This window comes from Alicyclobacillus acidocaldarius subsp. acidocaldarius Tc-4-1, assembly GCF_000219875.1.
GTDB lineage: Bacteria > Bacillota > Bacilli > Alicyclobacillales > Alicyclobacillaceae > Alicyclobacillus > Alicyclobacillus acidocaldarius_A.
This window is the reverse complement of the sequence record NC_017167.1, coordinates 590,541-604,984: the sequence shown is the minus strand read 5'-3', so window position 1 is coordinate 604,984 and position 14,444 is coordinate 590,541. Positions and strand designations below refer to the sequence as shown.

At 61.5% G+C, this 14,444-nt stretch carries 12 protein-coding genes; 7 read left to right on the top strand and 5 right to left on the bottom strand.

Going from position 1 to position 14,444, the window contains the following annotated elements; all coding sequences use genetic code 11:
- Window positions 1-7: 7 nt before the first annotated feature.
- The 3 genes from TC41_RS02765 to TC41_RS02755 all read right to left on the bottom strand — a co-directional run bounded on the left by TC41_RS02765 (window position 8) and on the right by TC41_RS02755 (window position 4,379).
- Window positions 8-1,906 carry a PrkA family serine protein kinase gene (locus TC41_RS02765; protein ID WP_041694947.1) on the bottom strand — a complete coding sequence of 633 codons (1,899 nt, stop codon included), beginning with the start codon at window positions 1,904-1,906 and terminating at the stop codon, window positions 8-10.
- A 220-nt stretch (window positions 1,907-2,126) separates the two neighbouring features.
- Entirely contained in the window at window positions 2,127-3,599 is a 1,473-nt protein-coding gene (locus TC41_RS02760) for a carboxylesterase/lipase family protein (RefSeq protein WP_014463454.1), read from the bottom strand.
- Window positions 3,600-3,686: 87 nt separating this feature from the next.
- On the bottom strand, window positions 3,687-4,379 hold the full coding sequence (locus TC41_RS02755) for an alpha/beta hydrolase (RefSeq protein ID WP_014463453.1): 693 nt from the start codon (window positions 4,377-4,379) through the stop codon (window positions 3,687-3,689).
- A gap of 221 nt (window positions 4,380-4,600) precedes the next feature.
- Here TC41_RS02755 and pdhA point away from each other — a divergent pair, with 221 nt between their 5' ends.
- From pdhA to lpdA, 4 genes are read left to right on the top strand one after another with little or no spacing between them, the layout of a single operon-like run.
- Window positions 4,601-5,680 carry a pyruvate dehydrogenase (acetyl-transferring) E1 component subunit alpha gene (gene pdhA, locus TC41_RS02750; protein ID WP_041694945.1) on the top strand — a complete coding sequence of 360 codons (1,080 nt, stop codon included), beginning with the start codon at window positions 4,601-4,603 and terminating at the stop codon, window positions 5,678-5,680.
- Between the two features lies 1 nt (window position 5,681).
- On the top strand, window positions 5,682-6,662 hold the full coding sequence (locus TC41_RS02745; RefSeq protein ID WP_014463451.1) for an alpha-ketoacid dehydrogenase subunit beta: 981 nt from the start codon (window positions 5,682-5,684) through the stop codon (window positions 6,660-6,662).
- A 16-nt stretch (window positions 6,663-6,678) separates the two neighbouring features.
- Window positions 6,679-7,986, top strand: a complete 1,308-nt coding sequence (locus TC41_RS02740) for a dihydrolipoamide acetyltransferase family protein (RefSeq protein ID WP_014463450.1) — start codon at window positions 6,679-6,681, stop codon at window positions 7,984-7,986.
- A 3-nt stretch (window positions 7,987-7,989) separates the two neighbouring features.
- A complete protein-coding gene (lpdA, locus tag TC41_RS02735; protein WP_014463449.1) occupies window positions 7,990-9,402 on the top strand; it encodes a dihydrolipoyl dehydrogenase in 1,413 nt (470 codons plus the stop codon).
- 74 nt (window positions 9,403-9,476) lie between these two features.
- Here the strand turns inward: lpdA and TC41_RS02730 are convergent, their stop codons facing one another.
- Both TC41_RS02730 and TC41_RS02725 read right to left on the bottom strand, forming a co-directional pair.
- The gene (locus tag TC41_RS02730) at window positions 9,477-9,941 is read right to left on the bottom strand and encodes a tRNA (cytidine(34)-2'-O)-methyltransferase (protein WP_014463448.1); all 465 of its coding nucleotides are present in this window, start codon (window positions 9,939-9,941) and stop codon (window positions 9,477-9,479) included.
- A 71-nt stretch (window positions 9,942-10,012) separates the two neighbouring features.
- Window positions 10,013-10,975, bottom strand: a complete 963-nt coding sequence (locus TC41_RS02725; RefSeq protein WP_014463447.1) for an amidase domain-containing protein — start codon at window positions 10,973-10,975, stop codon at window positions 10,013-10,015.
- Window positions 10,976-11,117: 142 nt separating this feature from the next.
- Here TC41_RS02725 and TC41_RS02720 point away from each other — a divergent pair, with 142 nt between their 5' ends.
- The 3 genes from TC41_RS02720 to TC41_RS02710 all read left to right on the top strand — a co-directional run bounded on the left by TC41_RS02720 (window position 11,118) and on the right by TC41_RS02710 (window position 14,444).
- Window positions 11,118-11,876, top strand: a complete 759-nt coding sequence (locus TC41_RS02720) for an IclR family transcriptional regulator (RefSeq protein ID WP_014463446.1) — start codon at window positions 11,118-11,120, stop codon at window positions 11,874-11,876.
- Between the two features lie 40 nt (window positions 11,877-11,916).
- Window positions 11,917-13,005: an isocitrate/isopropylmalate family dehydrogenase gene (locus tag TC41_RS02715; protein WP_041694944.1), complete on the top strand. Its 1,089-nt coding sequence runs from the start codon at window positions 11,917-11,919 to the stop codon at window positions 13,003-13,005.
- Window positions 13,006-13,445: 440 nt separating this feature from the next.
- Window positions 13,446-14,444 carry a phosphotransferase gene (locus TC41_RS02710; protein ID WP_014463444.1) on the top strand — a complete coding sequence of 333 codons (999 nt, stop codon included), beginning with the start codon at window positions 13,446-13,448 and terminating at the stop codon, window positions 14,442-14,444.

Genomic DNA, 14,444 nt, shown 5'->3' with positions numbered 1-14,444 from the left:
CCTCCTGTCAGCGGTTGAGCAGACTTCCGGTGTAGCGCAGGAGCTCATTGGCACACACGGGGCAATACCCGTGTTCGTCGATCAGACGGCGCGTCACCTCGTTGATCTTCTTGAGCTGCTGTTCGTCGGGCGTCTTCGTGGAAGTCGTGATCTTCACAACGTCCTTGAGATCGGCGAACAGCTTCTTCTCGATGGCCTCCCGCAGGCGCTCGTGGGAGTGATAGTCAAACTTCTTGCCGCGGCGCGCATAGGTCGAAATCCGGATGAGGATCTCCTCGCGGAACGCGCGCTTGGCGTTCTCAGAGACGCCGATCTGCTCCTCGATGGAGCGCATTAGCTTCTCGTCGGGGTCCATCTCCTCGCCGGTGAGCGGATCCTTGATCTTTTGCCAGTTGCAGTACGCCTCCACGTTGTCCAGGTAATTTTCGAGCAGCGTTTTCGCCGACTCCTCGAACGAATAGACGAACGCCTTCTGCACCTCGGTCTTCGCCATCTCGTCGTATTCGCGCCGCGCCATCGCCACGAAGTTCAGCAGCCGCTCGCGGTCTTCGGGCGTGATGGACGGATGCTGATCGAGCCCATCCTTAATGGCGCGCAGCACATCGAGTGCGTTGATGCACTGGGTGTCACGCCGGATGAGCGCGGTCGAGATCCGGTTGATGATATAGCGCGGATCCAGCCCGCTCATGCCTTCGTCGGGGAACTCCGCCTTGAGCTCCTTGACGTCGGAGTCTTTGAGCCCCTCGACGGCCTGCCCGTTATACAGGTACAGCTTTTTCATCAGGTCGACGCCTTGCTTCTTCGACTCCTTCAATCGCGTGAGAATGGAGAAGATGGCCGCCGTGCGCAGAGCGTGCGGTGCGATGTGAACGTTTTTGAGATCGCTCTGTTGTACCAGTTTCTCGTATATTTTGACTTCGTCGTCGACGCGCAGGTTGTACGGAATGGGCATGACGATCATGCGCGACTGCAACGCCTCGTTCTTCTTGTTGGCGATGAACGAGCGATATTCGGCCTCGTTCGTGTGGGCGATGATCATCTCGTCGGCGGAGATGAGCGCAAACCTGCCGGCCTTGAAGTTGCCCTCCTGCGTCAGGCTGAGGAGATGCCAGAGAAACTTCTCGTCACACTTCAGCATCTCCTGGAACTCCATCAAGCCGCGGTTGGCCTTGTTCAGTTCCCCGTCAAACCGGTACGCGCGCGGATCAGACTCTGAGCCGTACTCGGTAATAGTGGAAAAGTCGACGCTGCCGGTGAGATCGGCGATGTCCTGTGACTTGGGATCCGAAGGACTGAACGTGCCGATGCCGACGCGGCGCTCCTCCGACAGGACAATGCGCTCCACGGGCACGTCTTCGATCCGGCCGCCGAATTCCTCATCCACCCTCAGGCGGCAACTCGGGCACAAGTTGCCTTCAATTTTGACGCCGAACTCCGCCTCGAAGTCAGCGCGAAGTTCGTTCGGGATGAGGTGCAGCGGTTCCTCGTGCATCGGGCATCCGGCAATCGCGTACAAGGCTCCCTCGGGCGTGCGGGAGTATTGCTCCAACCCCCGCTTGAGAAGCGTCACGATGGTCGACTTCCCGCCCGACACCGGACCCATGAGGAGCAGGATGCGTTTACGCACGTCCAGCCTTCGCGCGGCCGCGTGGAAGTACTCCTCGACGAGCCGCTCGATGGTGTCCGAGAGCCCAAAGATCTCCTTTTCAAAGAACTTGTAATGCGGTTTGCCGTCAGCGTCCGTCTCCACGCCAGCGGCGACGATCATATCGTAAATGCGAGCGTGAGCCGTTCTCGCGATGTTGGGATTCTGACGCACGAGTTCCAGATAGTCTGTGAATGTGCCCCGCCAACGAAGTGCTTCCTCCTCCGCGCGATACGAGCTCAGGCGTTCCAGGAAACCCATGATCCCATCCTCCTTGCGATACGGATGCACGCCTTCGCGTCTGAAGCGGTGAGTGACAGGAGGCTTTTTCTCATCCTATGAGCGAGCAGCTTTTCCACATACCCGTGCCGTCCAGTTTGGGCGCTCCCCTTCGCGAATTCCGCCGTAGCCCATGGACATGGAAAAGGCCGGTGGGGATGCCACCGGCCTCGTTGGTGCAGTCCGCCCTCTCGATGCGGGGTCACATGGACAGGCTCATCATCTCGGACCAGAGCTCGCGCTCGGCGGTATTAGGATCCTCCTCGACGCGAGACGTTTCGTCGAAAATCATGGTCGAGCGGCGCTTCGGGTCGTAGGTCGGCCACTCCGGGAGGTGCGGCGCCTGCGGACTGCCATGGCGGACGAAGGAGACCCAAGCCGCGTGCATCGCTTCTGAGACAGCGGCGTGCGACGGCCGGTCTCCGACGAGCACCCGCGCCGACGGATGGGCGTACGTGCCGAACACGAAGGGGATTTCGAGCGCGTGCGCCGCGCCGAGCTGACTCGGCCGGTAGTCAAATCGGTACAGGTAGACGGGAGCGTATTCGCTCTGGATCTCGGCCGCGCGGATGGTGGGATACGTGAAACTCCGCATGGAGGCGAATCGGACGAGCCACGTGGCCAGTTCGTCGCCCGTGCGGCCATCCACGTAGTAGTCTCGGGCGCGATCGCCGAGGGGCCCCCACATCCGATCCACGCGCGCGATGCGTTCCTCGTCGGAAAGCGTCCGCCACTCGGGATCGCGAGCTATCCACAGCATCAACTCCTCCCGGTTCGATCCGGCGAGAGTAGGCACGTGCGCGGCCTGCCCGTGTCGCAGGGCATCCCAGAACGACCGCGTGAGCATCACGCCGTCCAAGACCGGGCGCAGGTTCAGCCCGTCCCGCGCCGGAATGCGTGCTGCGACGGCGACGAGATCGGCGGCGGGAACGTCGAAGAGGCGGTGCCACGACGCCTGGTTGATGCCGAGCGCATCGAGCAGTTGAGTGGTCCACCACTCCGCAAACTCGGGCGTCCGATACGCAAACGGAATGCCGCTCTGCAGAATGGCCTGCTGGAACAACCCACGCGCCGCTTCCATCACCAAAAGCGTGCCGACACTCCACGCGCCGGCCGATTCGCCCGCTACCGTCACCCGGTTCGGGTCGCCGCCGAACGCCTCGATGGTGTCGCGCACATACGTGAGCGCGGCAATCTGATCCAAAATGCCCGCGTTGCCCGAGCTGACGTAGGCTTCGCCGCCGAGGTGCGCGAGGTGAAGGAAGCCGAGCGGGCCAAGGCGGTAGTTGATGCTCACGAGCACCACCCCGTCCTTCGCGAACGCGCGCCCGTCATACCAGGGAGACTGGCCGGATCCAAACACGAACGCGCCGCCGTGGATCCAGACCATCACAGGGTGGCCCGTCCCCTCAGCTGGCGCGTAGATGTTCAACCGCAGGCAATCTTCGGACTGCACGAAACCGTCAACAGGATTCAGCGGATTGGCCACCTGCGGGCAGATAGGCCCATGTGCGCGCGCATCCAGCACACCGGCCCACGGCTCGACGGGCTCCGGCGGCAAGAATCTCCGTTCGCCCTCCGGCGCCTTCGCGTACGGGACGCCCAAAAACACGCGAATCCCATCCTCTTCTCGCCCCATCACCTTGCCGTATCGCGTTTCGACGATCACGTCCATCTGGTTCGCCCCCTACCCCGTTTCTTCACCTTTCCACCGTACCGCAGAATGAGCGGGCGGCCAAGGGGAAGAGGAGCCGTTTCGTGGTCAGACCAGGACAATTTCCGAAAGCGCAGCCACCAGGTGACGCTGCCATACGCCCCAGATGTGATTGCCTGGCCCCGTGTGATACGAAACCTCGGCGCCGCGATCCATCAGGATATCTCGCATCGCCTCGTTGTAACTCCAAAAGTCGAAGACGCCGCTCGGCGTGTTCGCCTGCCGTTCGTCTTCACCGATGAACATATAGGCGTACAGGCGCGACAAATCGATGGCTTCGGCCACCCGCTGCTGATACGGCGGGAAGAAGGCGCCGGAAAACAACATGACCCGATGAAACCACTGTGGATACTCGAGCACGAAGCTGAGCGTCGCCACCGCGCCGAGCGAAATGCCGGCCATATAGCGGCGGCCATCGTCCATGGGATATCGCTCATCCAGAAACGGGATGCATTCGTCCGCCACGAACTGCAGATACTCGCGGTGGCGCGCGCCGTCAAACGCGTAATCGTCGCGACGCCGGTCCAGGTTCACCGCGATCCCGACGATGTAACACGGCGCGAGTTTCCCAGCGAGAATCGCCTCGTGCGCCTGTGTCGCGATGCGACCGTGCGTGAAGAACTCGATGCCGTCGTGACAATAGACCACAGGCAGCGGCTCGTCACTTGCACCCGGCGGAACAAACACCTTGAGCACCCGCTCTTCGCCGAGCGCTTGGCTGTACAGGGTATGCGTCTCCACTCTTCTGGTGGAAGCCTGCAAGGCGAAACACCTCCAGAGCGTTGAGGGCGAGATCGCGAAGGCCGTCAAAATGAAAGCGCTACATTGTGCTGTTCTACGGCCGACGATAGATTATTCTATAACAGAAGTTCACTCGAATGTGGCTGTTACTTTCGCAGTCTCTGCCCGGGTGTATTATAATGTGAAGCGACCTGTATTACTCACACGAAGATGAGGTGACCATGTTGAGCCAGGTGGTTGCTCGTTTTGAGATCCCGTACGTCCAAATTGTGGACGAGAACGGGAACGTCGTGAACCCTGACCTGGTCCCGGATTTGTCGGACGACGACCTGCGCGAGCTCATGAAGCGCATGGTCTTCACGCGCATCTGGGATCAGCGCGCAATTCGCCTGTCCCGGCAGGGACGCCTGGGATTTTACGCGCCGGTGTCCGGCCAGGAAGCGTCCATGATCGGCAGCGAGTTCGCCACGAAGAAAGAGGACTTCCTCCTCCCAGGCTATCGGGACATCCCGCAGTTGTACTTCCACGGGTATCCGCTGTATCAGCTCTTCCTTTACTCCCGCGGACATCAGCTTGGCGGCAAAGTTCCGGAAGGCGTCAACTGTATGGTGCCTCAGATCATCATCGGTGCGCAAATCGTCCAGGCGGCGGGCGTCGGCCTCGCGTTCAAACTGCGCGGTGAAAAGCGCGTCGCCGTGACGTACACGGGCGACGGCGGCACGAGCCAGGGCGACTTTTACGAAGGCATGAACTTCGCGGGCGCCATGAATCTCCCCGTCGTGTTCTTTGTCCAGAACAACCAGTACGCCATTTCCGTGCCTCGCGAGCTTCAGACTCGCGCGCAGACGCTCGCTCAGAAGGCCATCGCGGCAGGCATCCCCGGCGTGCAAGTCGACGGCATGGACGTGTTGGCCGTGTACCACGTCATGCACGAAGCCCTTGAGCGCGCGCGCAACGGCGAGGGCCCAACCATGATTGAGGCCGTGACCTTCCGCTACGGCCCTCACACGATGTCAGGCGACGATCCGACCCGTTATCGCACGAAGGACGTGCAGGAGGAGTGGGAGAAGAAGGATCCGCTCATCCGCTTCCGCAAGCACCTCGAGGAAAAGGGCCTTTGGTCTCAGGAAGAGGAAGAGGCTTACATCGAAGAGGCCAAGGAGACGGTCAACAACGCCCTGAAGGAGGCGGATGCGGCGGAGAAGATGACCATCCCGGGTCTCATCGACTCGATGTTCGAAGAACTCACCCCGACGCTCAAGCGCCAACGGGCGGAATTTGCCGGCGAGGAGGCGAACTGACATGGCGCAGATGACGATGATTCAGGCGATCACGCACGCCCTCGATCTCGAACTGGCGCGCGACGAGCGCGTGCTCGTCTTCGGCGAAGACGTCGGCAAAAACGGCGGCGTCTTCCGCGCAACCGAAGGCCTGCAGCAGAAATACGGCCCCAACCGCGTGTTCGACACGCCGCTCGCGGAGAGTGGCATCATCGGACTGGCCAACGGCCTTGCCATTCAAGGGTTTCGCCCGGTACCAGAAATTCAGTTTTTCGGATTCGTCTTCGAGGCGTTCGACCAGATCGCGGGTCAGCTGGCGCGCACGAGATACCGAACCGGCGGCCGCTACACCGCTCCAGTGACCATCCGTTCTCCCTTCGGCGGGGGCGTGCACACGCCCGAAATGCACGCGGATTCCCTGGAAGGTCTGTTTGTTCAGACGCCGGGCATCAAAGTTGTCATTCCGAGCACGCCCTACGACGCCAAGGGACTACTGCTGTCGGCCATTCGGGATCCGGATCCAGTCATCTTCCTCGAACACATGAAGCTGTATCGTTCATTCCGCCAGGAAGTGCCGGAGGACGATTACACCATCCCGCTCGGCGTGGCGAATGTGGTCCGAGAGGGCAAGCATGCGACCGTCATCGCCTATGGGGCCATGGTGCACGTGGCGCTCAAGGCCGCGGAACAATGGTCGAAAGCAAAGGGCCTCGAGGCCGAAGTCATTGATCTCCGCACCGTGAACCCGATTGATATCGATACCATCGTGGCGTCCATCAAGAAGACGAACCGCGCCATCGTCGTCCAGGAGGCTCAGCGCTCGGCAGGCGCCGCGGCCGAGATCGTCGCGCAGATCAATGAAAATGCGATTTATTACCTCGAGGCGCCCGTGCTTCGCGCGACGCCGCCCGACACGGTGTATCCGTTTGGTATGATTGAGGACGAATGGTTGCCGACGCCCGAGTACGTCCTCAAGACGCTTGATAAAGTCATGAGCTTATAATCCCGGAGGTGACACCATGGCCGTCGTTGAATTTCGCCTACCTGAGCTTGGCGAAGGCCTGCACGAAGGCCGGATCAGCAAGTGGCTCGTCCAACCGGGCGACACGGTCAATGAGGACGACCCGATTGCGGAAGTGGAAAACGACAAGTCGCTCGTGGAGCTTCCCTCGCCGGTGAGCGGCAAAGTAAAGGAGATCAAGGTGCCTGAAGGCACAACGTGCGTGGTTGGAGACGTGCTGTTGACGTTTGAGGTAGAAGGAGACGCACCCGCCGAGGTTGGAGCGGACGAAAAGCCGACTGACAAGAGCGCGCAAAAGGCCGAGGCGGACGCACATCAAAATGCGAAGGCGGACGAAGCGCCCGCAGCCAAGCCCGCGCTCGACGCAGCAAAGGCAGAAGCGCAGGAGTCTGCCGCGCACGAGGTGCTCGCCACGCCCGCGGTCCGCAAGTACGCTCGCGAACAAGGCGTGGATATCCGCACAGTCAAAGGCACCGGCAACCACGGCAAGGTGACCAAAGAGGATATCGATCGCGCCAAGGCCGGCGCTCAAGCGCCTCAGCACGCGGCCGAGACGGAAGAACGGCCTGTCCAGGCGCCACAGGCACCAGCGGCATACGGCGAGGAATATGAAGAACGCGTGCCGATGCCGATGATCCGCCAGGCCATCGCCCGCGCCATGGTGAAGTCGAAATACACGGCGCCGCACGTCACGCTCATGGATGAGGTGGACGTCACGGAACTCGTGAAACTGCGCAACGAGGTCAAGCCCATTGCGCAGGAGCGCGGCATCAAGATCACGTATCTGCCGTTCATCGTAAAGGCGCTCATCGCAGCGCTTCGCACCAAGCCGCAGCTGAACGCGTCCTACGACGAGGAGAAGCAGGAACTCGTCATCAAGCACTACTACCACATCGGCATTGCGACCGACACCGAGCGCGGCTTGCTCGTGCCCGTGGTGCGTCACGCAGACCGGAAGAACATCTGGACCATTGCCCAAGAAATCAACGATCTCGCCACGCGCGGACGCGCCGGAAAGCTCAAACCCGAGGAGATGAAGGGCAGCACCATCTCCATCACGAATATCGGATCGGCGGGCGGCTTGTTCTTCACCCCCATTATCAATTACCCTGAAGTTGCGATTCTGGGCGTCGGCCGGATCACGGAGAAGCCGATCATCAAGAACGGCGAATTCGCTGTGGGCCAGATGATGTCCTTGTCGCTGAGCTTCGACCACCGCGTGATCGATGGCGCGCTCGGTCAGCAGTTCATCAACGACATCAAGCGCTTGCTTGAAAATCCGCGCTTGTTGCTCCTGGAGGTGTGACGGATGGTAGTCGGTGATATTGTGGAAGAGGTTGAAGTCTTAGTCATTGGCGCAGGTCCTGGCGGCTATGTGGCAGCCATTCGGGCTGCGCAGCTCGGCAAGTCGGTCACCATTGTGGACAAGGCCGAACTGGGCGGCGTGTGCCTGAACCGCGGTTGCATTCCTTCCAAGGCGCTAATCTCGGCCGCCCATCACTATGAGGCGGCCAAAGAGTCGCCATTCCCAGGTATCGAAACAACCGCGACCTTCGATTTCAAGAAGGTGCAGGAGTGGAAGCAGTCGGTCGTCGACAAGATGACGAGCGGCGTGCAGCAGCTCCTCAAGGGGAATAAGGTCAACGTCATTCACGGTGAGGCATTTTTCACCAAACCGAACGAAGTTCGCGTCATGCAGGAGAACGGCAGCCAGCGGCTGCAGTTCCAACATTGCATTCTGGCGACAGGCTCGCGGCCCATCGAGCTGAAGAATTTGCCGCTTGGCAAGCGTGTCATTGACTCGACGGGTGCGCTCTCGCTCGATCACGTCCCGAAGCGGCTGGTGGTGGTGGGCGGCGGATACATCGGCATCGAGCTCGGCCAGACGTTCGCCAAATTCGGCAGCCAGGTGACCATCATCGAAGGTCTGGACAGCATCCTCGCGCTCTTTGACAAGCAGATGGTCCGCCTTGTGGAAAAGAACCTGAAGAAGTACAACGTGCAAATTGAGACCAACGCGCTCGCACAGGGCGTGGAGGAGACCGAGGACGGCGTCAAGCTCACCTACAAGGACAAAGACGGGAACGAGAAGACCATCGAAGCGGACTACGTCCTCGTGACAGTGGGTCGCCGCCCCAACACGGACGAAATTGGCCTGCAGGACGCGGGCATTGAGCTGACGGACAAGGGGCTTGTGAAGGTGGATCAGCAGTGCCGCACCACCAACCCGAACGTCTTCGCCATCGGCGACATCGTGCCTGGCCCGGCGCTCGCCCACAAGGCGTCGTACGAAGGTAAGGTGGCCGCGGAGGTCATCGCGGGCAAACCGTCCATCGTCGACTACCGCTGCATCCCGTCCGTCGTCTTCTCGGATCCGGAGATGGCGTCGGTTGGCCTGACCGAGGAAGAGGCGAAGAAGGAGTACGGTCAGGTTGCGGTTGGCCGCTTCCCGTACGCCGCCAACGGGCGTGCGACGGCCTTGAACGCGACCGACGGCTTCATCAAGCTCATCGCCAACAAGGAGAACGGCGTGCTCGTCGGCGCGCAGGTGGTCGGCGTCGAGGCGTCGAACATCATCGCGGAGCTGGGCCTCGCCATCGAGATGAGCGCAACGCTCGAGGACATCGCGCTCACTATTCACGCCCACCCTACCCTTGGGGAGATGGTCATGGAAGCCGCCGAAGTCGGCCTCGGCGAGCCAATTCACATCATCAAGGGATGAGACATGTGAAAAGCCGCTCGGGCGTCCGCTCGGGCGGCTTTTCGACATATTTCCCGCGCAATGAACGGCGTTCGTCAAACCATGCCAGGAAACCCGTTTTGCCTGAGCGCCTCAAACACGACAACTGCCACGGCGTTTGACAAATTGAGGCTCCGCGCGGCCGCGTGGTCAATCATGGGGATGCGGACGACTTGATTGGCGTGGGCTTCGATCACGTCCTTGGGCAAGCCTTTGGTCTCTTTGCCGAACACAAGAAAATCATCCGGCCCATACGCCACTTCGGTGTACCACCGCCCACCCTCGGTCTCCACGTAGTGAAACACGCCGTCTGGGTACAGCGCCCAAAGGTCTTCGAGCGAATCATGGTACCGGATGTCGAGCAGATGCCAGTAGTCGAGTCCCGCCCGCTTGAGTTGACGGTCGTCCGTGGAAAACCCCAACTTGCCGACGAGGTGAAGCGTTGAGCCGGTCACGGCGCAGGTGCGGGCCACATTTCCCGTGTTGGCGGGGATCTCGGGCTCGAACAGCACGATGTGCATGCCCCAACCTCCTCGCGAAATGTCCGCACCCCAGTCTATCACGGACATCCGGACGGGCCAACGCACACGAGCTACTTCCTCGACAATTCGACGCGATCGGGCAGATGGACCCATGCGTACCTCGTCCGCGGCGTCCACGCGGGGCTGTCGGTGTACAGCCACGGCCTGTGGTAGCTATCGATGGTGTGCGCGTTGACGAGCGGCTCGCCCATGGCGTCGAAGTCCGTCACAATGGCGCTGTGGTGGTAAGTTCCTTCTCCGTTCCAATCGTAGAAAATGACATCGCCGATCCGGAGTTCGGCCGGATCGGACACCACCCGCGCCCCGAATCCGTCCGTCAGCACGAGATACAGCGCATGCGCGGTGCTCCAGCTGTAGCTCCAGACGGGTTTCGACCCGAACTGAAACCACCACCCGGCCGTTCGATCCGGCTCGCCCCACATGGGTAAGCCGCCCGCGAAGAGGCATTGAGAGACGAAATTGGTACAGTCATCGGAAAACCTGGGATACCTGGGATGGGTACCATCCCACCAGGCGTCCGCGTAACGAACCGCCCGGATGCGATCGTACAGGCCGCTGCGCCAGTCGGGATCGCGCGGAAACCTAGGCAGCACCGGCTCTGAAGTCTCCGCTCGAGCGGCAGGAAGCTCGTGGCCCATCCCCGACTCTCGCCCGTGCACCATTTCCCACCCATCGTCGGCGCGCACCCACCTCATTTGATGGCGAATCTGGCAGCATTCCACGCACGGCGTGCCGCCTTCGTAATAGGTGAAACACATGCGCTCCGTCGCCCATATGTCCACGGTCGAGCCATCGGGGCTCTCCTCCAGTTTCTCGATCCGCACCTGCGTGTGAACACGCGCGAGCCGCTTTCCCAACTTCTCATACAGAAGCTTCTTCTGTTTCGTCAGGCGAACCAAGCGCTCGAGGCCCATGCGGCCGCCGGTCCGGGCCATGCCGTCCATGGAGGTGTGAAGCCACGCGCGAGCTCGGATATCGAAGTAGCTTCGCAGAGCGTCTAAGCAGGTAGACATGCGCCGTCACCTCACTCACCGCATGGTATGACAAAAGCCCATGTCTGGTGACAGCGGCAAATTCGCCCCCATGAGCGCGGACTATGATATACTTCTCGGCGGGGCGCGTTTTGCACGTTGAAACGGAAGGGACGTCCTACACATGCCGCATACGCCAAGTGGGCAGACCACGGTACGGGCCGTCGAACGGGCCCTCGACATCCTGTTGCTCTTCACACATTCGCCTCGCGCGTGGAGTTTGAGTGAGATCGCGCGAGCCACGGGGCTCCACAAGAGCACGGTTCACCGCCTGCTCCTGGCGCTCCAGCAAAAGGGGTTTGTTCGCCGCGAACCGGAGTCGGATCGGTATGTGCTCGGATGGAGCCTCTACGGCCTCGGGGCCAATCTGGCCCTGCATGATCGGTGGTCCGACGCGGCCAAGCCCATTCTGCGCCGGTTGCGCGACGAGACGAACGAGACGGTCAGTCTGTACGTGCGCAACGGCCTGGAGCGCATTCGGATTCTGGCAGTTGAGAGCCTGCAGCCGATTCGCAACGTCGCATCCGTGGGTGAGCGATATCCACTGACCATCGGCGCCTCGGGCAAGGTCCTGCTCGCCTTCTCGAATTCGGCCGTGATCGAGGCGGCATGCCATCCCGACCGGCTGCCGAATGGCGTCCGGCAAGTCGATCTGCGCCAACAGCTCGAGGCCATCCGCCGCGAGGGCTACGCGCTCTCGCGGCAAGAGCGCGACGCGGGCGCGGCTGCGATTGCGGCTCCCGTCTTGAACCGGGATGGAACGTGCCTGTACGCGATTGCCGTATCGGGACCGGTGGAGCGCATGACGGAGGACAAGATGAGGGACATGATCGCGCCACTGAAGCGGGCCGCCGAGGAGCTGTCGAAGCAGTTGGCCGAATAAGCCACGACAGATCATCAAGCCAACAGATGAGGTGACGAAGATGGGGAAACCAACCATCATCGTGATGGAGGGAGACCAGACGGGACAGGAGCTTCTGGAGGAAGCGCTCCGCGTGCTGTCGCCCGATGTCACGGGGTACGAGATTGAGATTCGCAAGTTTGACTTGAGCCTCGAAAATCGCCGCCGCACGCAAAACGCCGTGGTGCACGAGGCCGCGGAAGCTATGCGGGAGACCGGCCTCGGGCTCAAGGCCGCGACCATCACGCCGGAAGAAAAGGGCGACGTCGGTAGTCCAAACGCCATCCTGCGCAAAGAAATCAACGGCACGGTGATTGTCCGCACAGGGCGGCGCATCCCGGGAATCGCGCCGCCGGTGGGCGTCTACTCCCCGATTTCCGTCATCCGCATGGCGGTGGACGACGCGTACGGAGCCAAGGAATGGCGCGAACAACTGGAGAATGGCGACGAAGTGGCGTACCGCACGGAGAAGATTTCGCGATCCGTGTGTCGAGGCGTGGCCAAGTACGCGTTCCAGCACGCGCGCCGCATGCACGCGAAGGTGTTTGGCGGACCCAAATACACCGTGAGCCCTGTGTACGAAGGTATGCTGAAGGAAGAAATGGATGCCGCGGCCAAGGAATATCCCGACGTGCGCTACGAGCCTCAGCTCATCGACGCCACCTATGCGCTCCTCCTGGCGCGCGCGGGTGAAGCCCTGGTCATCCCGGCGCTGAACCGCGACGGCGACTGCCTGTCCGATCTCGTCCTCCAGATGTTCGGCACCATCGCCGGATCGGAATCGCTGCTTCTGTCGCTCGACGAGTCGTTCGAGCCCAAGGTCGTGATGGCCGAAGCGCCTCACGGAACGGCACCCAATCTCTACAGGAAAAACATGGCCAACCCGATGGCCATGATCCTGGCTGGCGCTGCCCTGTTGAACTACATCCAGGACAAGGACGCCCACACGGTATCGCGGGCCATCTACGAGGCCACGCTCGAATCCATCGTCGATGGGATTCGCACGGCCGATCTCGGCGGCCACGCGACGACCACCGAGTTTACGGACGAAGTCATCCGGAGAGTTCGCACCAAACTCGAAGTGTGGAGTACGTTCGGCGACGCCGTTTGAATCTCTTCCGCGCAAAAAGGCGCTGCCGCTCCGCCCGCTCGGTCCGTGCCCCGGCAGCGGAGGCGGGGCGGCGGCGAGCCCTCGAACACTGCCAGCTCCGTTCGACCTGGCCCCTGTTTTTCGCCGCGTTGGGCCATCGCCCGCCCGAATCCCGCTTCCGTGGCATAGGCTTTGGCGGAGGGAAACCGCCGATGAGAAGCCAGAAATCCAACATGCCCGAATGGGTGCAGCATCTGCTCGCGGAACTGCTTGCTCCCCCCGCATTTCTATCCTCACAGCCATCGCCGGACGCGCCGCCATCCGAGTCGGGAGGCCGTCGAGCGCCCGAGGCAACTCCTCCTGCGGCCACCGCGACTGTACGGCCACCGCGTGAAGCGGACGAAATGCGAGGTTCTAGGCGAACCGCCGACCATGGTGCACGAACTAGCCCGCGGAGCCAGGTGCCGCTCATCCCGCAGGCCGTGGTATCCAAGTACGATCTCGCCATTGAACAGCGGCACACGGAGGGAAACATCGAGGTTTGGACAGACGGCAAGGGGCGACGCTACGCCGCCAAGCGCTCCTCCATCGCGCCGGATCACTGCCGCACGATGGCTCAGTGTCTCCGCCACGCCCAAGAACAGGGCTTCACCAAATTCGCTCGGTTCGTTACCACGTCGTCCAAGGCCCCATACGTGCGCCATGGGGACTTTACGTATTACGTCACAGAGTGGGTGTCTGGACAACCCGCCAACTTCGGTCTGCCCGAACACGTGGCCCAGACCGCGTACACCCTGGCCCAGTTTCACGAGGCCACGCGGAGCTTTCGAACGGATTGGAAGCCAGACGAGGCGGCGGACGACGTGTTCGGCCTGTTTCAAGCGCGATGGCGCGATCTGCGTCAGATGTGCTTTCGAGCCGACCGGAAAAGGGAAAAGGACGCATTTGACCAACTGTTACTCTCGATGCGGGATGAACTGCACCGCGACGCTTCCGAAAGCCTGGCCCTATTCGAAGATCGCGACGTGATCGCGTACCTGGAGGCGGAGCGCTCTTCCGGCGGTTGGTGCCACCTCGACGTCATTCCGTCAAACTGCCTGTACACGGCGCAACACCAAGTGGTGTTGATCGATTTTGAACTCGCACGCCCTGCGCCCCGAGTGCTTGATATGGCGCACCTTTTGCGGCGCAGTCTTGAACGCGGCAATTGGAACGGACATTTGGCCTACGCGTGTTTTCTGCACTTTGACGCCGTTCGCACGATTCCGAAATCCGAGTATCGCGCTGTCGAGGCCATCCTGCGCTTTCCCTACCTGCCTTGGCGAGTCGCGCACGCGCGGTACCACTTCGGGGCCGAACCAAGCCAGCTCGACGCGCTTCAGCAGTACGCGTTGCAAGCGGAGAAGCGCCAGGCATTCCTCGCGAGCATGCGGCAGCAGGTGGAGCGCCTCGGCGAATGA